At 40.5% G+C, this 22,251-nt stretch carries 17 protein-coding genes; 10 read left to right on the forward strand and 7 right to left on the reverse strand.

Annotated features, from left to right (window positions below; all coding sequences use genetic code 11):
• Positions 1-51: 51 nt before the first annotated feature.
• The 3 genes from BI198_RS03270 to BI198_RS03280 all read right to left on the reverse strand — a co-directional run bounded on the left by BI198_RS03270 (position 52) and on the right by BI198_RS03280 (position 3,062).
• Positions 52-1,113 carry an NADP-dependent oxidoreductase gene (locus tag BI198_RS03270; protein ID WP_070048265.1) on the reverse strand — a complete coding sequence of 354 codons (1,062 nt, stop codon included), beginning with the start codon at positions 1,111-1,113 and terminating at the stop codon, positions 52-54.
• Positions 1,114-1,184: 71 nt separating this feature from the next.
• A complete protein-coding gene (locus BI198_RS03275) occupies positions 1,185-2,342 on the reverse strand; it encodes an iron-containing alcohol dehydrogenase (RefSeq protein ID WP_070048266.1) in 1,158 nt (385 codons plus the stop codon).
• 135 nt (positions 2,343-2,477) lie between these two features.
• Positions 2,478-3,062 carry a TetR/AcrR family transcriptional regulator gene (locus tag BI198_RS03280; RefSeq protein ID WP_070048267.1) on the reverse strand — a complete coding sequence of 195 codons (585 nt, stop codon included), beginning with the start codon at positions 3,060-3,062 and terminating at the stop codon, positions 2,478-2,480.
• 215 nt (positions 3,063-3,277) lie between these two features.
• Between BI198_RS03280 and BI198_RS03285 the strand changes: the two genes are divergently transcribed.
• Positions 3,278-5,329 carry a S9 family peptidase gene (locus BI198_RS03285; RefSeq protein ID WP_070048268.1) on the forward strand — a complete coding sequence of 684 codons (2,052 nt, stop codon included), beginning with the start codon at positions 3,278-3,280 and terminating at the stop codon, positions 5,327-5,329.
• 95 nt (positions 5,330-5,424) lie between these two features.
• Here the strand turns inward: BI198_RS03285 and BI198_RS03290 are convergent, their stop codons facing one another.
• Both BI198_RS03290 and BI198_RS03295 read right to left on the reverse strand, forming a co-directional pair.
• The gene (locus BI198_RS03290) at positions 5,425-7,287 is read right to left on the reverse strand and encodes a Na/Pi cotransporter family protein (protein WP_070048269.1); all 1,863 of its coding nucleotides are present in this window, start codon (positions 7,285-7,287) and stop codon (positions 5,425-5,427) included.
• A gap of 94 nt (positions 7,288-7,381) precedes the next feature.
• On the reverse strand, positions 7,382-8,233 hold the full coding sequence (locus tag BI198_RS03295; protein WP_070048270.1) for a PA4780 family RIO1-like protein kinase: 852 nt from the start codon (positions 8,231-8,233) through the stop codon (positions 7,382-7,384).
• 231 nt (positions 8,234-8,464) lie between these two features.
• Between BI198_RS03295 and BI198_RS03300 the strand changes: the two genes are divergently transcribed.
• Positions 8,465-9,928, forward strand: coding sequence for an amidohydrolase family protein (locus tag BI198_RS03300; protein ID WP_070048271.1), 1,464 nt, complete (start codon positions 8,465-8,467; stop codon positions 9,926-9,928).
• A gap of 191 nt (positions 9,929-10,119) precedes the next feature.
• On the opposite strand, the gene BI198_RS03305 is transcribed toward BI198_RS03300, so the two are convergent.
• A complete protein-coding gene (locus BI198_RS03305; RefSeq protein WP_141728832.1) occupies positions 10,120-10,848 on the reverse strand; it encodes a PEP-CTERM sorting domain-containing protein in 729 nt (242 codons plus the stop codon).
• A 331-nt stretch (positions 10,849-11,179) separates the two neighbouring features.
• Between BI198_RS03305 and BI198_RS03310 the strand changes: the two genes are divergently transcribed.
• From BI198_RS03310 to BI198_RS03345, 8 genes are all read left to right on the forward strand, one after another.
• Positions 11,180-12,280: a nuclease-related domain-containing protein gene (locus tag BI198_RS03310; RefSeq protein ID WP_070048273.1), complete on the forward strand. Its 1,101-nt coding sequence runs from the start codon at positions 11,180-11,182 to the stop codon at positions 12,278-12,280.
• 121 nt (positions 12,281-12,401) lie between these two features.
• Positions 12,402-13,373 carry a GGDEF domain-containing protein gene (locus tag BI198_RS03315; RefSeq protein ID WP_070048274.1) on the forward strand — a complete coding sequence of 324 codons (972 nt, stop codon included), beginning with the start codon at positions 12,402-12,404 and terminating at the stop codon, positions 13,371-13,373.
• A 467-nt stretch (positions 13,374-13,840) separates the two neighbouring features.
• Positions 13,841-14,809: a GGDEF domain-containing protein gene (locus tag BI198_RS03320; protein ID WP_070048275.1), complete on the forward strand. Its 969-nt coding sequence runs from the start codon at positions 13,841-13,843 to the stop codon at positions 14,807-14,809.
• A gap of 422 nt (positions 14,810-15,231) precedes the next feature.
• Complete coding sequence (locus BI198_RS03325; protein ID WP_070048276.1) at positions 15,232-15,555, forward strand: hypothetical protein; 324 nt, start codon at positions 15,232-15,234, stop codon at positions 15,553-15,555.
• 314 nt (positions 15,556-15,869) lie between these two features.
• Positions 15,870-16,202, forward strand: coding sequence for an HVO_A0114 family putative DNA-binding protein (locus BI198_RS03330; protein ID WP_070048277.1), 333 nt, complete (start codon positions 15,870-15,872; stop codon positions 16,200-16,202).
• On the forward strand, positions 16,192-17,217 hold the full coding sequence (locus BI198_RS03335) for a DNA cytosine methyltransferase (protein WP_070048278.1): 1,026 nt from the start codon (positions 16,192-16,194) through the stop codon (positions 17,215-17,217). Before BI198_RS03330 ends, BI198_RS03335 begins: the two co-directional genes overlap by 11 nt.
• A gap of 18 nt (positions 17,218-17,235) precedes the next feature.
• Positions 17,236-19,224, forward strand: coding sequence for an McrB family protein (locus BI198_RS16030; RefSeq protein WP_201243391.1), 1,989 nt, complete (start codon positions 17,236-17,238; stop codon positions 19,222-19,224).
• A 35-nt stretch (positions 19,225-19,259) separates the two neighbouring features.
• Positions 19,260-21,599, forward strand: a complete 2,340-nt coding sequence (locus tag BI198_RS03345; RefSeq protein WP_070048279.1) for a DUF2357 domain-containing protein — start codon at positions 19,260-19,262, stop codon at positions 21,597-21,599.
• Between the two features lie 53 nt (positions 21,600-21,652).
• Here the strand turns inward: BI198_RS03345 and BI198_RS03350 are convergent, their stop codons facing one another.
• Positions 21,653-21,868, reverse strand: a complete 216-nt coding sequence (locus BI198_RS03350) for a hypothetical protein (protein ID WP_070048280.1) — start codon at positions 21,866-21,868, stop codon at positions 21,653-21,655.
• Between the last annotated feature and the right edge of the window lie 383 nt (positions 21,869-22,251).

The raw sequence follows: 22,251 nt of genomic DNA on the forward strand, positions 1-22,251 counted from the left end.
AATCGGGGGCAAAGTTGTTAAACCAGCTTCAAGTACTCTGACCCCTTGAAGCTAGCTTAAGTCATCCTGACCAACGCGGATCACTAACTTACCGAAGTTTTTACCTTCTAATAAACCAATAAAAGCTTCAGGCGCAGCAGCTAAACCATCGACAATTTGCTCTTTATAGTGAATTTTGTCTTGCTGTAGCCATGGCACCATAGCTTGTGCGAATTCATTATAGCGATGAGCATAATCGTCAAAGATAATAAAACCTTTTACTGTCATGCGTTTGACCAGAATACTGCCCATTAACTGACCTAAACGATCCGGGCCTTGCGGTAGTTCAGTGGCATTATATTGCGAAATCAAGCCGCAAACCGGTACCCGAGCGCCGGTATTTAATAACGGTAACACTGCATCAAGCACTTTACCGCCGACGTTTTCATAATAAACATCAATGCCTTGCGGACAAGCATCGGCTAACTGCTGGGCAAAATCTTCTGCTTTATGGTCAATACAGGCATCCACTCCCAGTTTTTCTAAGGCGTAAGCACATTTTTCGGCACCACCCGCTATAGCAACCACGTGACAGCCTTTGATTTTAGCTATTTGCGCTACTACTGAGCCAACAGCGCCTGTTGCTGCGGCAACAACAACCGTTTCACCGGCTTTAGGCTGACCAATATCCAGTAAGCCCATATAAGCGGTAAAGCCCGGCATACCCATAATGCCTAAGGCATAAGAAGGCGGCATAATGCTTGGGTCGAGTTTAATTAAGCCTTCGCCATCGCTAACGGCATAATCTTGCCAACCGTTAAAGCTCAGTACCCAGTCGCCAATGTTATAATCGGCATGGTTACTGGCGTGAACTCGGCTGACAGTGCCGCCGACCATAGCATCACCTATGGCGACTGGATCGGCATAAGATTTTGCATCACTCATCCGGCCGCGCATATAAGGGTCTAGGCTAAGATACACCGTGCGCAGTAATAATTGACCTGCACTAATGCTTGGAATTTCGCCTGCAATCAACGCGAAATTTTCGCTAGTAGGTGCCCCTTGTGGTCGTGTTGCTAACGTTAATTGACGATTAACCGTATTGTTTTGGCTTTGCATAGTTTTCTCCTGCATAAATTGTTTCCTGCAATAAATTATCTACTGCAATAACTTGGCTCTGGTTATCAAGCTGCTACTCAAAAGAGTTACAAACTGGCTTGTAAAATGCTCCGACATAAGTCAGGCGTCACATCACCATGTTCACCTAGGGCCACCATATTATGCTTAATTAAGCTTTCGATTAGCGGTTCGATATGTTCAGCACCAAGCTGATAGTCACTTAAGCGAGTGGCAACGCCAACCGATTCAAAGAAAGCGCGCATTTTTTCAATCGCCGCTTCGGCTTTTTCGTCATCAGTGCCGTGCTCAATATGCCAGACCCGCTCAGCAAACTGGACTAGCTTAGTCATTTTGCTGGCTTTACGCTGGCGCAACATTTCGGGTAACACTATGGCTAAAGTTTGCGCATGATCTAAACCATGAATAGCGGTTAACTCATGACCTAACATATGGGTAGACCAATCTTGTGGTACACCAGCACCAATTAAACCATTTAAGGCTAACGTTGCAGTCCACATTAAGCTGGCACGCACTTGATAATTTTCTGGTTCAGCTAAAGCTTTAGGGCCAATTTCAATTAAAGTTTGTAATAAGCCTTCGGCAAAACGATCTTGCACTGGCGCATCATCAGCATAGGTTAAATATTGCTCCATAACATGAACAAAGGCATCGACTACACCGTTAGCAATTTGTTTTTGCGGTAAGCTGTAGGTTTTAACCGGATCTAAAATTGAGAATTGTGGATACAACAATGAGCTACCAAAGGGCAGTTTAGCTTGCAGTGATTTATTGGTAATAACTGAGCCGCTGTTCATTTCTGAACCGGTTGCCGGTAAGGTTAACACCGTACCGAATGGCAGGGCTTGTTTAATGTGTTTACCGCCAGTGACTAAAATTTGCCAAGCATCGTCTGGGTATAGCGCAGCTGCGGCAACAAATTTAGTACCGTCGATAACCGAACCACCGCCAACGGCTAGTAAAAAATCAATTTTGTGCTGCTTGACCACTGCAACCGCTTGCATCATGGTTTCATAGCTTGGGTTGGGCTCAATACCAGAGAAAACTTGACTGTCACGCTCACCAAGAGCCGCTAATACTTCATCTAAAGTACCGTTTTTCTTGGCACTTTCACCGCCGAGTAATATTAATACTTTGGCATCTTTTGGTACTAATTTATCAATTTTGGCAATTTTACCTGGGCCAAATTCAATACGGGTAGGGTTATAAAAACTAAAATCTTGCATAAAATACCTTTTACTTAATAAATATTAAAAATGTAGTGGTTAAAGCACTACGTTAGGATTGTAAAATTAGACCAGTCGACTAGTTAGGTTTGCTAAAAAAGCCCGCTATAAAGCGGGTAAGCAAACAACTTGGGATTAGCCGTCTAGTAATTGTTTTGTCATTTGCATCGCTAAATCAAGATGGCGCTGATCACGATGTAACTTAGTGAGTAAGCTAGCCCCTAGCCATAATTGATATAAGCTAGTGGCGGTAAATTCTGGCTGAGCAATGGTTAACGAGCCATCAGCAACACCGGTTGCAATACAACGGGTCAAACGCACTATTACCTGATCGGTACCGTCTTTTAACGTTAAACGCATTGACTCAGATAAGTCGGCGACTTCAGCGCTGAGTTTTACCACTAAGCAATCACTGCGGCCGTCGGCACTACAATAGCGACGTTGCCATTCAGCCCAATATTGCATGAATTGTTGCTTAGCCGTTAGTTCGGCTTGGTTAAACAGCACATCTAACTGAGCAAGGTACTGACTGAAGTAATCTTCTAGCAGCGCCTGGCCAAATTGTTCTTTAGATTTAAAGTAGTGATAAAACGAGCCTTTTGGCACTTCAGCTTGTTGCAACAAAGCCGTAAGCCCAACCGAGCTAAAGCCTCGGGCGGCAATTATTTGATGGCCAGTGTCGAGTAAATGCTGGCAAGTGTCGTGGTGTTTTTTGCTCATGGCCAGATAATACGCATAATTAGACCAGTCGTCTAGTAATTATTTAAATTTATAGCCAGTAGAGCTCGCCTTAAGTTAGCTTAATCGCAAGCTTTAGCCAGCCAACCGCATGCCTTTACTATCTGTGACGCCTTGTGTGCTAAGGTTTAGCGGTTATTTTTATCACTTAACCGTACTTTACTGTACTTTATCTGTAGTTAAAATTAGGTATCGCAATGAAAAGTCACTCTTTTATCTATAAAGGCTTAGTAAGCGCCTTGTTGTTGGCAAGCAGCCAGCTAATGGCCGAGCCACAGCCCATAACCTCAGCAGACTTATGGCAAGCCGCGCGGCCTAGCACGCCAGTAGTTTCACCCGATGGCAAGCAAGCAGTGTTTTCGTTAACGCGTTACAGCATGGAAACCGACAAAGGCAATGCTGATTTGCATTTGCTGGATATCAACACAGGTGCCATTAGCCAACTGACCCATTTAGAAGAAAGTGAATCAAGCCCCATTTGGAGCCCAGACGGTAAGCAATTGGCGTTTGTTGCCCGACGCGGCAATAGCAAAGGCCAGTTGTTTGTGCTGCCAATGCAAGGCGGTGAAGCCAAGCAATTAACCACCTTGCCGGTATCGGTATCGGCACCGCAATTTACCCCTGATGGTAAAAGCATTATTTTTATGGCCCAAGTGCCAGCCAGTTTTAATGGTGACTTTGCTGCGTTAGAGAGTGAGTTAAAGCAACAAAAAAATAATAAAGTTAGCGCTAAAGTGACTGAAGAGCGGGTTTACCGTTATTGGGATAAGTGGTTAACAGATAACTTATTTCCACGTTTATTTAAGTTAGATTTAGCCAGCAATACGGTCAGTGAACTAACCCCAGGTTGGCAGCGGTGGTTCTCGGTCGGTGGCGGTGTGGATTATTCGATTGCTCCTGATAGTAAAACGTTAGCGTTAAGCGCCATTACTAGTGAAAAGCCGTACAACCAGCTAAATAGTGATGTATTAATGTTAAAGCTAGATGGTAGCGGTGATTTTACTAACCTTACCAGCGATAACCCAGCCCGGGATGCTAACCCAGTATTTAGCCCAGACGGAAAATTTATTGTTTATGGTGCTCAAGAGCGTACCGACTTTTATGCCGATCGGGTTAAATTAATTCGCCACGATATTAAAAGTGGTAAAAAAACCGAGCTAGCTAAAGACTTTATGCATTCTCCTGCCGACTGGCAGTTTAGCCAAAATGGTAAAACGTTATACTTTGTTGCCGGCGATAGAGCTAAGCAATCCATTTTCTCGGTATCGGCTGCAGGTGGAAAGGTAAAACAGATCTTGCGTGACCAAAGTAATAGCGGTGTTCGGGTTGCAGCAAACAATCAGTTAGTGTTTGTGCAGCATGGTATTAGCCAGTTTCCAGAAATTTTCAAACTGAAAACTAACGGTAAAAACTTAACGGCGTTAACTCACTTTAACCAAGATCTTCAGCAAAATATTGCCTGGGGTAAGGTTGAAGAAGCTGAGTTCACTGGTGCTGATGGCAAAGCCATTCAAATGTATGTTATTTATCCACCAAACTTTGATAAAAGCAAAAAATGGCCATTACTAAACTTACTGCACGGTGGCCCACACGGTTTCTTTGGGGATAACTTTAGTTTCCGCTGGAACCCGCAATTATTTGCCGCGCCGGGCTATGTGGTTATTATGCCTAACTTCCATGGTTCAACCAGTTTTGGTCAAGAATTTGCAGAGTCTATTCATGGCGAACACCCTACAAAACCCTTTATTGATAGCCAAGCTGCAGTCGACTTTATGCTGCAAAAAGGCTTTATTGATGAAGACCGATTAGCCGCAGCAGGTGGCAGTTACGGTGGCTATCTCGTTAGCTGGATTGCCGGTCATACTGATCGCTATAAAGCCTTAATAAACCATGCAGGTGTCTATAATTTAATGGGCCAATTTGCCTCAGACGGCACGTCACATCGAGTTCATTCTTATGGTGGCGCACCTTGGGATGGCTTAGATAAAATGCTGCAATGGAGCCCAGCCATGCATGCCGACAAATTTGTCACACCCATGCTGGTTATCCACGGTGAAAAAGACTACCGCGTACCCGTAACTCAAGGCTTAGAAGCCTACGGCGTATATAAAGGAAAAGGCATCGACGCCCGTTTAGTCTACTTCCCAGACGAAAATCACTGGATATTAAAACCAAACAACTCAGTATTTTGGTTTAGTGAATTCCACAACTGGCTAGAGCGCTACATCGGCAAAGGCCCATCAAACTAAGCCTTACAAACTAATATGGGGTCAGTGCACATTAATTTATTGTTAACCAATTATCTGGTTAACATTTTATTAATTAGCACTGACCCCATTTTAATTTAGATTAAACTGACTAACGGTGTTCTCTCGGCGCCTAAATGGCGTATGTCACGTAGTAGTTTATTGTCGTCGGTTAAGCTAACTTGCAGCACATGACTAAAGCTTTGAGCGATACGATGGCTGTAATTTAAATCATTCATTAGCGAACTTGCTTGTAAGTTATTTAAGCTTTGCATACGTATGGCACTAAAAATACGATGTCGAAACTCTTTCACAAACCGCTCGGTTTCTGTGTTTAACTCGGATAATGCCAGTAGCGATTGTTCTTCAGTTAACTCCATTCGGCTTAAGGCATAGGCTTCACGCAGCACCCAAATAACATGGCGACGTAGGTCTAGATATAAATTACGGGTGAAAATGGAGTCATCACGTAAATAGCGGTATACGTTTTTCTGTAAGTGTTTGGCATTTTTTACCGCATCAACTAATTGCAGTGCCAGCATATGGCAAGTCATCCAGAACTTTTGCTGCTCTTCATCTAGCTCAATGTTTAACCGGCTCATAAAGCTTAATAAGTCAGAATAGACACCTTTAATATGCAGCTGATATAGCTCTTTAGCGTCTAAGCTGTTGCTATCATCGGGTAGGGTGTTTAATAGCCTTTCATCGATTGTGGGTGAATTTAATTGCTCTATAGGTTGATATAAGGCATGGCAGATTACTTCTAAGCTTAAGCGACCCAAATGCTGCAGTTCTTGCACCACAGCACTTGCAGCCGTGTCGGCAGAAGCTAATGCGGCTTCATTTAGATAGCGTGCTTGGTTTGGGGCAATTAGTTGGGGCTTAATAGCCAAGTCAGGCTGTATATCTGCAGCCGTAATTAATACTTCTGGTTCAACCGGGTCGGGAAATAAATAGCATAACCATTGGCCAATTTTGCTTTGCAGTGGCCAAAATATAATGACACCGATAACGTTAAATAAAGTTTGGAACATAGCCAGTTGCAGCAAAGTATTATCAGCCGCACCAAATAACGCCATAGAACTTTGCGCTAACCACATTAGTGGCATGAGGAATATAAAAGTGATAATGCCGGTAACAATATTAAATAATGCGTGCACTAACACTAGGCGCTGACCGCTGCGATTACCGCTTAGCCAACCAACAAGGGCCGTGGTAACGCTGCTACCAATATTGCCGCCAATGGTAATGGTCATCGCTTGCCATAGTTCTATTTGACCACCGGCTAATGCAGCTAGCACTAGCATTAAAGTGGCATGGCTTGACTGTAGTACAGCGGTTAAGGCGATGCCGACGATAACAAAGGCTAATTGACCTAATAAAGTGGCATCAAATTGCTCTGTTAAATCTAAGCTACTGCCAAACTCACTAAAGCCGCCTTTAATTTGATCAATACCTAAGAAAATAAAGGCAATACCCAACACTATCCGGCCAGCCGCTTTACTTTTTGGACCATTAAAACCAGCTAGCACACCAAATACTAATAACGGTAATGCTAGCGGGCTTAAACTAAAGTTTTGCCCAGCCGCCGCCAGCAGCCAAATGCCAGCACTGGTGCCAAGGTTAACCCCTAACAAAATGGCAATGCCACTGGCAAATTGAATTAAACCGGTACTAATAAAAGCGATAGTTAATAAAGACATTAGGGTAGTAGACTGCAGCAGCATAGTGCCGCCCATGCCAACCAAAAAGCTTTTAAATCGAGTAGATGTACTACGTGCGAGTACTTGTTCTAACTTGCCACCGGCTAATTGTTTTAAGCCTTCTTCTAAGCATTGCATACCAAATAAAAATAAGGCCAAACCAGCACATAGCTGTAGCCAGCCAGTGCTGTACCAAAAGCTAAGAGCCAGTACGATTAAGATAGCAATAGGGAGCAAAAACACTTTAAATTTAGGCATGAACAGCTCGAAAAAATACTGCAGAATAACTGCAGCTAGATTAAGGCTTAGCTTCTATTATAGCTAGTATGCAGCAGCGAAATAGTTGCGTAGTTTATTCGTCTTCTTCAGCTAAACGTGCTTTGCGCTCTTCGGCTTCGGCAAAGGCAGCTTTAATTTGTTCTAATACTGAGTCGACATCAGTTTCGTCAGTATCGGCAATAAATTCGCCGGTTAGTACAGAATCTGTGGTTAATTCACCGGCTTCATATAGCGCCCAAATTTCTTCGGCATAGTTGGTTTGTAACAGCTCTGGTGCGTAGATACCGTAATAATCCCGCATATTGTTTACATCGCGGCAGAACATCCACTTAGCATTGTTATTCGCGGCAGCATCGACTACTTGTGGCAAATCAATTACCACTGGTCCTTGATCATCCACTAACACGTTAAATTCAGATAAGTCACCATGCACTAGGCCTTCGCACAACATGATCACGATATAATGCAGCATAGTAGCGTGGTCAGCTATGGCTAACTCAGCGTCCATCGCAATATCTGCTAAACGCGGCGCAACTATGCCTTCGTCGTCACAAACCAGCTCCATCAGCAATACGCCGTTATAGCAGCCGTAAGGCTCTGGTACCCTTACACCGGCTTTAGATAGCTTGAAAAGAGCATCAACTTCGGTATGTTGCCAAATTTCTTCTTGTTGCTGGCGGCCAAATTTAGAGCCTTTTTCCATCGCACGCGCTCGGCGCGAGCTGCGAACTTTACGGCCTTCTTGATATAGCACAGCTTGCTTAAAGCTGCGCTTGTCTGCTTCTTTGTACACTTTAGCGCAGCGAATATCCTCGCCACAACGGACGATATAAACAGAAGCTTCTTTGCCACTCATTAACGGGCGGATAACTTCATCCACCATGCCTTCGTCAACCAGAGGCTGGATTCGTTTTGGTATTTTCATTGCGTCGTTATACCTTAGTTAACAGCGGTTATAAATAGCTGTAAGACACAACGGGATGAAAATAGTATCAACAAGATAATCCAAGATGAATTTGTAACCAATAAAGGTCCATTATTGAGTGTTATTAAAAATAAACACGACTAAAGGGTGCTGATAAGCGTTAGTAAACATAGTGGTTGTGACAAAAAGTAAGTCATACTGAAATAGAGTTCTTAATTGTTGAGATATATTATGTTTTCTATTGTTCGTTATGCTGTCGTTTTGTTATTACTTAGTGGCTGCATAAGTCAGCCACAACAGGCTAACTCCAGCTTATTAGATGAAAGTTTATTACTGCACAATATTCAACTGGTTGATGTTGAAGCCGGTAAGCTTGTACAAAATAAAATGGTGTTAATAGAGCAAGGGAAAATCACTGCTGTTTTGCCGGCAACTGAGCGCAGTAAGTATAAAAATATGCAGCAACTAGATGGCCAGTCGCAATATTTAATTCCTGCTTTGTGGGATATGCATGTCCATTTTGAAGGCCGCAATTTAGTAGAAGATAATGCTTTATTATTGCCGGTATATTTAGCATACGGCATTACGGCAGTTCGTGATTCAGCAGGTAACTTAGCGCCAACAGTTTTAGAGTGGCGGAGCGAAATTGCGGCTGGCAAACGGCTTGGGCCACGTATTTTCACTGCCGGTCAAAAGTTTGAAGGTATCGATTCGTTGTGGGATGGCGATCTGGAAATTGGCAATCAGCAAGACTTATTAGCCGGTATGGAAAAGCTGAAACAAATGCAGGTCGATTTTATTAAAATCACCGAAAACACGCTGCAGCCCGAACTATATCTCGATACTATTCGCGAAGCGCGTCGCCAAGGGTTTTTAGTCTCTAGTCATATTCCAGTAGGCGCGACTATTAAACAACTTGCAGAAGCTGGCTTAAGCAGTATTGAACATGCTTCGTATTTATTACGTTTAGGCTTTGCTGATGAAGCGGAAATAGCCGCAGCGGTGCGCAACGGAACCATGACCAATGCTGACGCCTATGCGCACTATAAACAGGGTTTTGATCAGCACCTTGCTATTTATGGCTACCAAATGTTGGCACGACAGCAGGTGGCGGTAACACCAACGTTAATTGGCGGTCGACAGTTAGCTTATTTAGCCGAAACAGATCATAGTAAGGATCAGTTTTTGCAATATTTAACTGCAGACTTCACCGACAATTATCAGTGGCGTATAGGCCGTATGGCGGGTGAAACCGAAGCCCAAACTGCCGAGCGTCAACAGCAATATCAATTAATTGCTAAGCAACTGCCTTATTTAGAACAAGCAGGGGTTTTATTATTAGCTGGTAGTGATTCAGCAGCGCTAAACACCTATGTTTATCCAGCCCAAGCGCTACACGATGAATTAGAGTTATTTCAACAAGCCGGTTTAACCCCAGCCCAAATACTGCGCACAGCAACTATTAACGGCGCAACGTTTATGGGTGTTCAAGCTGACTATGGCAGCATAGCAGCAAACAAACAGGCCGATTTGTTATTACTACCAGCAAACCCACTGCAAGATATTAACGCCGTAAGAACCATCGATACCCTAATTTATGGCGGTAAAGTGTATAACAGGCAGGCCTTAGATAAGTTGTTGCAACAAGCGGCGGAGCGTAAAGCAGAGTTAACCTTAAAAAGGGGGCGGAGTTAATTAATAAAATGTTAATTAATATTGCCCTTAATATTACCTCAACAGACTGATTTAAACTAAGTTACTACTGTTCAGAAACGGTAAAGCGGAATGTTTAGCGAATGCACTTGAATATCATCAGCTTGGTTTTGCAGGTACAGCGCATCGCGGTATAGACGATGCGCTGAATATTGCTAGATTATTGGGCTTTATTAAATTGTAGGGGAAGCAGTAGTAGTGGCAGATTTTTTACGGTTTACAAACCCTAATATAGCCAGGCCGAAACCAAATATGAATAACACACCAGGCTCTGGCACGCGCTCTAAGGTTAAACCAGAAATATGGTAATTAGTGTCGCCACCTGTAAGTCTTGAAAAATCGATATTCAGCATTGAATCGTTAGCTAAAAAATCTAAAGTCATGGCGTAACCTTGGCTAGCAGAGTTTTTCCAAACACTACTGCTATCAAGTGCAGTACCTTTCACTACCTCGTTTAGTAAGCCTTCAGCTGCAACTGCATAATGGCGATTATTACAACAGCCCTCTGAAAATAGTAATTGTAACCGATAGTTATTACCAATAATGATATCTAAATCGAGGGCGCCAGTTGCAATACCTGCCGACCAAGTTAACGATCTTAAAATTTGTTCTAAAGCATCGTTATCACTGCCTGTTCCTAATGCAGAACCGCCAGCCCAAGTTGTGTTGCGGTTAAATCCGGTAATGGATACTCCAGCGGGTGCACCAGAACCGTTTGCCGCGACATTTGTAAAAAGCGCATCGCCAACTTGTTGCGTACCTGAGCCATTAAAGTTTAAGGCGTAATCGAAATTGCCGTAAAAATCTAACTGGCTGAAATCTGTAAACACCATGGGTCCAGCAAAAACACTGGTAGAAATTAAAAGTAAAGTGGAGCAAAACACGGATTTAATTGACTTCATTATTATTATTCCTTTAAACAATTAAGAGTTCACTGCGGCAAGTGAGCGTTGCTCCTATTGCGATAGACTTCTAAGAGCACTAATTGTGCCATGTAGCTAATAATGATTATAATCAGTAGCTTAAGTTTGTTTTGTTTACATTTAAGTGCGTAATTGTAAAGAATGCTGACAGAGGTAACGATATAAATATATATTTACTGAATAAATAAATTGTAGGGTGTAGTTAGGGGGTTCTACTGAAAATTAACATCTTTTAGTTTGAATCACATAAAAAGATGTTAATTATATTTGTTACTGATAGCATAAGTATCTGATTATCTAGAGATGATTTATGCGCTATTTGATATTTGCTTTATCACTGCTAATATTTGTATCGTCACAGGTGTATGCCCAACAGCAATACACTGAAGGCGCCTGCATTATGCTGCAACAGCAAATAGACCGCTTTAGTAATCATAAACAAAATAGTAATTTTCGTAGTGCAACTCGTGAATACGAAAAGTCTTGTCGCAATCCGGTGACCTATCTTCCCCATCAAATGAACACCAACGACAAAGCTGTCGTGGTTATGCCTGACACTGCGAAAACAACTCCAGCTAAAATTACTTCCGATATAACTAAGCTTAAGCAACCGACCGAGGCTATTACTTCGAAGTTGGCAGAACCGGCGCTAGTGGCGATGACTGCAGCATCGGAACAGTCTTCGTCTACAAGCAGTAAAGTGATACCAGACACTGCAACACTCAATAAGTTGCCGTTATCTAATGAGCAGGTTGATGACGGCACTATCTATACCGCGGCAGTAGTTTCATCAGCGTTGATGATACAGCTAATTAATAATATACCGCTGATAGCAGCCAACATATTTGCATTGTTATTAGCAGTGTTTTTATTGACAACTTGGTTTGGCTTCAACTTACCCGGCTTTAAAGGTGTGTTTGCAGAATATAAATTAAATAGGCTACTACGCTGGCGTTTATCACGCGAGTATCAGCATTTTCGAAAACTTAAATTACGTACGGCAAATGATGAGCTTGTTGTGGTCGACCATGTCGTGCTTTGCCCTTATGGTATTTTTGTTATTACCGTAAAAGGTGAGCGAGGCAGTATTTCTGGTACTGAGACTCAAGCCAACTGGACTCGGAGTTATTTGGGCCGTAAAAAGCACTTAATGAACCCATTACATCAGAATTATAAAAATGTAGCAGCGGTAAAACATCTGATGCAACTGCAAGAGACTGCTGAGTCAAAGATAGTGCATTCAGTGGCTGTATTTAGCAGAACAGCAAAATTTGAAACCGCTATTGCAGTTAATATTGCTTATATTGATACTGTTTCACTCTATGTTAAACAGTTTACAGAAGCCTGTTTGACAGACGAGCAACAAGAGCGTTTTGCAGCACTGCTAACACAAGCTAGTACTGAGTGCTAAATTTTTATAGTATGTTAGATTGTAATATTTAAATTTTTTAATATTTTCAGATATATAAGAATGACAAATAAGTAATGTGCTAATTAGGATGGCGCAAAATTATTCCAGAGGACTTTGGAACATGCAGAATGAGCTACAAGAAAAGTTCAGATTATCAGTGCTATCGCTACTAGGTGTAGTATCTGTTTTAGGTATTACCCCCTTTGTATTTATTCGTTACTTTCAAGGTAACGTCTTAGCGGCTATTATTGATTTGATATTGGTGCTAGGCATAGTAACCTTAGTTGGTTATGCGGTTCGCACCAAAAAAACCCGAGTAGTGAGTTGGATAGTAGCAGTATTTATTAATACTGGTGTTTATGCCATTGTGCTGGCTAATGGGGTTGATAGTGTTTTATGGGTTTACCCGGTTATTGCTAGTACCTTTTTTATGGTCAAGCCTATTGAAGCTCTGGGTATAAATATCTGCTTAATGGTAGCGTGCGTATTTTTGCCTAATGTTTTTGACGTAATTTCGCTAGTTTCCTTTCTTGTAACCCTTCTCATGGTGTCAGTGACGACTTATGTTTATGCCAGTCGCAGTGAGAAGCAACTTCGCTTGCTAGAGAGTCTAAATACCGTTGATGAACTAACAGGCGCCTTTAATCGACGGGCATTAACCTCAGATATAGCCCAAGCGTTGGCCATCGCCGAGCGTAAAAAGACTCCGTATATGTTGGCTATCTTAGATTTAGATCATTTCAAAATGGTCAATGATAAATATGGCCATGCAGTGGGTGATGAAGTGCTAAAAGATCTGGTTGCTATTACCACCGCGAAAATTCGTAAATATGATCGTTTTTACCGATTCGGCGGCGAAGAGTTTGTGCTTATGCTTCCTGATATTCCAAACCAACAAGCATTTATCCATAATCTGAGCACAGCCATTAAAAAAGAATTGAAAACACCGGATGGCAAAGAAGTAACGGTTTCTTTTGGTGTTGCCTCTTGGGTGCCGGGTACAACAGCCGACAGCTGGTTAAAAAATGCAGATGATGCGCTGTATCGGGCCAAAGCCAACGGACGCGACTGTGCCATATTTAGTGATGACTAGTTTGTTATGAATATCAGTAGTGAAGAGTCAGATTTTGAGTTGTTTTATATCTGAAATCGATTTTACCACTATATTTTTGCATGCCTAAAACAAGGCCTGATTAATTCAGCAGCCGCTACCCCTACTAGCTAACGTTGCTAGTGGCCATAAAGCTAACATCAAACCAAATAATAACTGCCGCTTTATCATGGCAACACCTAGTTAAAAACAGAAAACTTTAAATTCGCACAGTAACCTACCTGCTAACAGAACCAATTTACGGCTTTATGCCGAGCCAGTCTTTTTTGTTTCTATGCTTCTTAAATTAAAACATGCAATGAGTGATGCTAGTACTAAGCGCTAAGCTTTTATAGTATGTTAGATTATTATATTAGGCTTTTATTAATGTTTTTCAGATATATAAGTATTATAAATTGGTAATGTGGCAATAAAGTTGGCACTAGAATTACTCCAGAGGACTTTGGAACATGCATAATCAGCTACAGGAAAAATTTAGATTATCAGTACTGTCGCTAATCGGAGTTGTATCAGTTTTGGGTATTACTCCCTTTGTATTTATACGTTATTTTCAAGGTAACACTTTAGCTGCGATTGTTGATTTGGTTTTGATACTAGGCATTGTAACGTTAGTTGGTTATGCGGTTCGCACCAAAAAAACTCGAGTGGTGAGTTGGATAGTGGCAGTATTTATCAATGTCGGTGTTTTTGCCATTGTGCTTATTAATGGGGTTGATAGTTTTTTATGGATTTACCCTGCTATAGCCAGTACTTTCTTTTTAGTAAGACCTATTGAAGCCATTGTTATAAATATCATTTTGACGATATCTTGTGTGTTTTTTTCTAATATTTTTGAGCTGATCTCGCTAGTTTCCTTTGTTATAACTATTTTAATTGTGTCAGTGAATACCTATGTTTATGCCAGCCGCAGTGAGAAGCAATTTCGCTTGTTAGAGAGCCTAAATATCGTCGATGAACTAACGGGAGCTTTGAATCGACGTGCTTTCAGCTCTGATATAGAGCAAGCGTTGTCTATAGCCGAGCGTAAAAACACTCCGTATATGCTAGCCATCTTAGACTTAGACCATTTCAAAATGGTCAATGATAAATATGGCCACGCAGTGGGTGATCAAGTGTTAAAAGATTTGGTTACCATTACTACAGACAATACGCGTAAGTATGATCGTTTTTATCGGTTCGGCGGTGAAGAGTTTGTTCTTCTAGTTCCTGATATTAAAAAACACCAGGCGTTTATTCAAAACCTAAGGGCAGCCATTAAAAAAGAGTTGAAAACACCGGATGGTAAGGAAGTAACGGTTTCTTTTGGTGTTGCATCTTGGCTGCCGGGTGCAACAGCCGACAGCTGGTTAAAAAGCGCAGATGATGCGCTGTATCGGGCCAAAGCTAACGGACGAGATTGTGCGGTGTTTATTGATTGATAGTTTGTTATTAAGAATCAGGTTTTAGATGCAATTTTGAAAGCCCTACAATATTGCTTGCCCCAATTGCCAAACTAAACACACCTACAGTCGAATGACGTCAATCAACGATTTAGGCAGTAGATACTATTCCGATGGATATATATCTTTTTTTGAAATCGTAACGAGTCAAAAATGCTCTGAGTGTCATTACATCATATTGAACTGTATAAATTTAGAAAAACTAGAAGAGATAGCATATAAACAATCTATCAACCTAAAACCTTTTGGCAAAAAGTTTGGCGTAAGCCTGCAGATTTTACCAGAGAATCAACAAATACATATCCGCATTTACTCTATTTAGATTTACAAGATTGGATAGCTCTCTCTAAACGCGCTGATTTAAATGCAGCACAAATAGAGCGATATTCGCTACAAGCAATGTGGTTTTTAATCAGTACTTTGCTCCTGATAATGAACAAAATGACACTGATATAACTCAAATAAAACAGAGTGAGAAGGAGATTAAATTTATAGAAGATCAGTTTATTGAAAAAGCTGAGCATGATTTCACTGATCGCTTGCAGTTGTTAGCGGCAGATATTTACCGGCGTAGAGGTGAATTTACCCAAGCTTTGATGTGTCTAAATAGGGTTAGCAGCGAAACCAACACCTTTAAAGTGGTTTGCCAACGTAAATGGATAAACGAGCAAAGCACTAAATTAGAAATGTTTCCCTCTTACTATGATCGACAGGAGAAACTTTAATAAGTGTCAAGCAAAGTCTGGGAAGTCCAGCCCAGTGAGCAGGCGCGCAGACAGCAGGCGTTAAAGCTGGGTGATTATGACTACTTTGATGAGCCAACATTAACCAGACTAAGTTGAATAATGGATTTATTCAAAACTAACCATGTTCCAATAAGCTATAAACCTCTCCTAAATGGAAAATATCCTTGCGCTATTATCAGCAGTTGATAAGATATGCGACTTATGTATAAGCGTACAGTCTTTTGATTGGCCAAGCACTGCTAATGCATCCGCTGGCAATCTAGTAAGTAGTAACAAACTACTCGAGTAAAGAAATGAAAAACGCAAAACAATCGCGCTGTGTAATAGGGATTAAAGGACAAACGCCTGACCCCGATTACCCCGTCGATATATGGTTCGACTCGCTTAAATCGGTGGCTAATGTGCTGTCGAAAGAAAATCAGGAATTGTTAAAAGTGATCGCCGAGCAACAGCCACAATCGGTTACTGAGCTGGCAGCACTTACAGGTCGAGCGGTCAGTAATGTGTCGAGAACATTGAAAACATTGGGCAAGTACAGCTTAGTTGAAATGCAAAGCACAAAAACCATGCTTCGCCCTACAGTCATTCATCAAGAATTTTTAGTAGTAGTTAATAATGATAAATAACAAATCACCAATAAAACCTAGAACAATCTCCTTATTCTCAGGCTGTGGAGGCTTAGATCTTGGCTTTCATCAAGCGGGCTTTGATATTGTTTTTTCAAATGACATTGAGAAAACTGTTGAGGCAACCTATCGGCATAATTTAGGTGAGATATTAATAAAAGACATTACGGAAGTTGATATAGATTCTGAAATTCCCAATGATATTGATGTGATACTTGCTGGTATACCTTGTCAGCCGTTTTCTAGTGCTGGAAATCGAAAGAGCATGGATGATCATCGTGGTGGTCTTTTTGAAAGTGTTATGAATATTATCGATAAAAAAAAACCGAAGGTTGTGCTTTTTGAAAACGTTCGAGGCTTTATTTCATCAAAAGATGATAAAGGTATGCCAATGCCCCAACGTATTGAAAATGAGTTATTTGAGCATGGTTATCGTACTTATTGGAAATTGCTCAAAGCGTCTGATTTTGAAGTTCCTCAAAACCGCCACAGGGTCATAATAATAGGAGTTAGAGATGATGTTAAAGGTGATTTTGTTTTCCCTTCTCCTATAAGCTCATCAGATTTAACGGTAAGTACAGTTATCAACAATAGCATATTGGATGATGAAAAGTTTGAGGTTTGGCCTTTGTCACCACAGGCGCAGCTTCTCTCATCGTATATCCCAGCTGGAGGTTCATGGAAAAATATTCCTGATGATGTTTTACCAGAACGATTGAAGCGTATTCGGAAAGAAATAAAAAGGTATCGTTCTCCTAATTTTTATCGAAAGTTCAATCTTGATGAAATAATGGGGACAATTACAGCGGCTGCAACACCTGAAAACTCTGGAATATTACACCCGTTTGAAAACAGAAGATATTCTGTTAGAGAGATTGCTAGGTTTCAATCATTTCCTGATGATTTTAAATTTTTAGGTGACAGTATTCCAAGTAAATACAAGATGATAGGAAATGCTGTTCCACCGAGGCTGGCTTATCACATAGCTAAGAGTGTTTTAGAGCAAGTATTTTAATTACGGCAGGATCTTTTTATGGACTTATATTTATCACGAGATTTGCTTCTCTTGGCTGTAAATGATTTTAAGTTGTTGGCAAATGGCGAGGAAATTAAACAAGGAGTTACCCAAGATGTTAGCGCTATTAGACATTGTTTAGCATTATCTCGTCTGCTAAATAAAGAAGCGATAACTTCAGTAAAACTTAAACATAAAACAGATCCTTACTTGGATGACTTTATTACCTATGTTGGGGATATTGTTAAGTTAGATCAGGATGGAAGCTACACAACTAACTTTATTAATGACATAAAGCAGAAATCTGACTTTGGCGTTGGCAGTAATTTATTAAGTGCTGGTGTGGCAACTCATTCCACCCAAAGTGTTCAAAATTACCCCAAAAAAGCCAATAAGGGTTTAATCGTAATTGACGATTATGAATTCTCATTGGCCGTTGATTATTTGAATAAATTGAAAGAAAAATATGATTTTTCTCGGGTCGGTTTTTCATTTTTAATTTGGTTGAATAGATTTAATAAGTTTGATGAAAATGAGCGTGAACCAAGAGTTCTCTTTGATAAGCTTATTGAGTATGTGAAGCGAGAATACCCTGCAGATCTGGCTGATTTAATAGCTTACTCAGATAGCAATGATTTTGTAAAATATTCAAAAGATTTGAGTTCTTTGTTATCTGAAAACGAAGTTGAGTTAACATCGCTTTTTGAAGTAAAACAACAAGCTAATGAAACTATACTGAGAAACTCCAATTCAAGCTCTATTGCTGTGCTGTACAAACCCTTCCTCCTTCTTGCCGGCATATCAGGCACAGGTAAAACTCGCTTTGTGCGTGAACAAGCAAAAACCTCGGGGCAGTTTGCTGAAACCTATTGTTTAACTTCGGTGCGCCCAGACTGGCATGAGCCGAGTGATTTGCTGGGTTATATTTCGCGGCTAAATGGTGCTGCAGAATACATCACCACCGATGTTTTACAGTTTATAGCTAAAGCCTGGCGCGGTATTGCAGATAATGGTTTAAGCATTGAAGTGCAGGATATTGAGGGACAAGGGGAGCGTTTGGTGGTTACCGGTGAGGCCGGTACCCTTAAGCAAGTGTTGCCTTACTGGTTGTGCTTAGATGAGATGAACCTAGCCCCCGTTGAACAGTATTTTGCTGATTACTTATCGGTGCTAGAAACCCGCGAATGGGAGTGGATTGGCGATAACTTTACCTACAGCAGCGATTCCTTGTTAAAACCGTCTGCCTTAACAATTAAAGATGAAAATGGCGATAAAGATGAAGCTTACGACAGTAAAATTCGAGCAAGCCTTGGCTTTGAAGAAGCTAAGTATGACTATTTATGGCAGCAGTTTTGCCAATATGGCTTGTCGATTCCATTTAACCTGATGGTGGCCGGTACGGTCAATATGGATGAAACCACCCATGGCTTTTCGCGAAAAGTGATAGACCGTGCGCTGAGCTTTGATTTTGGTGAGTTTTTTCCTAACGATATTGAACAGTTTTTTGCACCACAAACGCAGCCTAAAATTTTAAGTTACCCTATTTATAGCCAAGCCAGACTTGAACAATTCCAACACGTTAAAGCGGATCAGGATTCGTCTAAAACCAAAGCATTTTTCCAAGCAGTTAATAGCGTACTTAAAAACACGCCATTCGAGTTAGCTTTTCGGGCATTTAATGAATTATGTTTATCAGTTATTACGTTTTCACCGCAAGATAATCTTGAATTAACCGCCGTCTTTGATGACTTTTTAATGTGTAAAGTATTACCGCGCATTGAAGGGGATGACGATAAGTTAAGTAGAGACTCAAGTGATGTATTAACCCTGCTTCTTAGCGTGTTAGAAATCGAATTATCTGATATTTGGGATACATATCGTCCCGATTTATTACGTGAAACAATAGCGAAACCTGAGCAAGTTATTAACATTAACTGCCGTTCGCGTAAAAAAATAGAATGGATGCAAAAACAATTAAATAGTGGTTTTACGTCTTTTTGGCCATAAAAGGCGCCAAAATTTATTGGAGTGGCAGTTAAGGAATGACTAAACAAACAGGCGAAACCATTTATTATAAGCATAACGACTTTACGATGTTTGTTAGCTGTGATGATTTAGATTCACCTAGAGCTAAACTAACCAATACTTACTCTCAACGAGGTATTGCACCTCCTGATGGTGAGAGTATTGCTGTTTTGATTGATGGTTCAGCTGCGACAACGGATCTTGGTGCAGCGATAACTCTTCCATTCTTTTTTGAAAATCGTCAATATTGGTTTGAGATTGAATTTACTGCAGCAGTTGAGAAAAACTCGCCATACGTTAGCCATAAATATCGTTTAATTGAACAAAGTTTTAAGCTCAGTGCCAGGCGCAATACCTTGCAAGCCATGCTTAACTTTGGCAACGACATAGGCAAGTGTGCTTTTAATATTCACTATAGGGCTAACGGTGTTACTAAAGCAGTAGCGGTTCAGTTTAATGTTTTCGCAACTAAGATGGTTGTTAGTGCTGATCTTGGCTTGATGAACCAGAAGATTGACAGTGTATATCCATTTTGGCGTTATGCCATTAGTGGCAAAACAACCCAGTCGCAAGGTAAATCGATAAGGCAGCCTGAAAAATTTGAATTATTTTGGCTTGCTCAGTTTGAGCGTTTAGTTGACGAATTTAACCAGGGGCTAAAACGGGTTATTAATGCCCCTCATAATCGCTTGCAACTTTTTACTAAACAGCAAAAGCTGGAACGTATAAATAAAAAATTGAGTGCTAAGCAGCAAGAATTGGCAATAGAATTAATCGCTGCCAAACGATTAAACAGCCGAATGCAAATAGGCTATAAAAGATTGCATCTTGACACGCCCGAAAACCGTTTTATAAAAATGGTAATCAATAAGACTAAATTACATTTAGCTAAAATAATTCAAGTCATTAAAAATAATAAAGACAGTAAAGTGTCGGAATCATTTTTTAATACTCTAGACGGCTGGCACAAAAATATATGCAAAGTAGCTCAACACCCACTTTGGCAGGAGGTTTCTGCTTTTGATGGCATGAATTCAGAGTCAAAAGTGTTACAGCAAGCGGCAGGCTATTCCAAGGTTTACAAAATTTGGCAGCAACTAAAGTATTACCTTAACCAAGCGAATGGCGAAGCCGAACTTTCGATTAAATCGGTCGCTGATATTTACGAGGTGTGGTGTTTTATTGAGGTGCGTTCAATTGTTTTAAGTTTGGGTTTTACCGAGCAAGAAAAAAGGCTCAGTAAGTTAAAGCAAGTGCAATTTGAAAAGCAGTTTCCGCAAGATGAAATGGCTGCCGCTTTTATTTTTCGTCGTGATAGTGATGACATGATCATTGAGTTAGCTCATGAACCTTCGTTTACGCCAAAAGGCTCGGTTAATCGAACTTGGCTAGCTAATCAACGGCCAGATATTGTAATGCGGGTTACATTAGCCAATAAGGAGTCATTTTTAATTCTGTTTGATGCCAAATATCGTATCGACTCACAACCCTTTAGTAATAAAGATGCAGTACCAGAAGATGCGATTAATCAGATGCATCGATATAGAGATTCCATTATTCACCAGCAACGGTTAGCACATGAGTCCCCGCTTAAAAGTCGGCCGGTTATGGGCGCTTTTGCTTTATATCCAGGATTCTTTGATCAAGAACATGAAGAAAACCCTTATACAGAAGCAATTAACGAAATTGGCATTGGTGCTTTTGCATTATTGCCAAGTGCCGATAGCCATAAACCACAAAACCAATGGTTAAGAAGTTACTTAATTAATAAGTTAGGTGTAGGTAATCAAAAGCAGCTTTATGCAAAGCCTCCTTCTAATGATTATTACTTTGTTGAAGATGCGGTTCGCATTGGGCCGTACGGTGCTAATACTGTAAGACACCATGGATTAACCATGATAGCGCCGCTGAATGAAATTAACCGTAATGAAGATTATTTACAAAAAGCTATTAGTGGAAAATTGCAGGGCTACCATACCCAGTTATTAGCGACTAATCGGCAAAATATTCACCGCAATATAGTACGGGAAATTCGCTATTTAATTGTAACCGTTCGCGATAAGAGTTCGGATACATATCAATTAGGTAAATATCTGTATCGTATTAGTAGTGTAAAACTATTACCTAGGCACGACATTGCTAGAGAGTTAACTGGTAAGGAAAGTGACGACAATCATCACTATTGGCTTTTTGAGTTTGCGGGCGAGCCTGAAAAACTGAGTTCTGTTATAGAAAAGCCGTACACAGATAGCTTTGCATTTAAATTGACTAAAGCTGAATATTTACATCAATTTAAGCATTGGGATGATGTTAAAGAAAGCTTACAACTTTATACGGGTTTTGATGCTACATATTGAAGTGAGCTAGTTTGAATAAAAATATACACAATTAAAATAACTGAGTTAATAAATTAGCCTTCAGAGTTTACTATTATTTCCACAGCGTTGTATGAAGCAATTAGTGCTAGTTGTATATCAAACTCCAGCCCGCAATTGTGTTCTTGCTCGTTTTTGCTAATTGACCAACAGAAACCTTCACGATACTGATCTGGGTTAGGCTCAATATAAATATCAATGCCAAGATAAGAAGCTTTGTATGGAAGGTCTTGTACTCGAATTTTGGTCATTATGAATTTCCAGTTTGCTGTTTTACTGGATTATCTTAGGTGTTGTTGCGGAAATCCACAGACTATAAGTCACAATTGGCAATTAAATTGCCACTCTAACTAACACGAAATCGCAAATTGACTTTGGCGCTATGAAGTAAGTTTACTATATGGGTAATAGAATTAAGCTCGAATTAATAATGGTTTTAAGGCATTAAATTCAACGTATCTCTATTCCACGTTTTTGATCTGCTTATTGGTTAGTCAGTAAAAATCAATAAATAAAATATTTATGATTTAACTTTAAAGCCTAATTAGGCTTTCTCACCAATTTACCCGCCGAATAGAAATCCCTTTGAATCAAAAGCTTCAAGGATGGTAGCTGATTGATCGCAAAATGTAAT

It is taken from the genome of Rheinheimera salexigens, from assembly GCF_001752395.1.
Classification (GTDB): domain Bacteria; phylum Pseudomonadota; class Gammaproteobacteria; order Enterobacterales; family Alteromonadaceae; genus Alishewanella; species Alishewanella salexigens.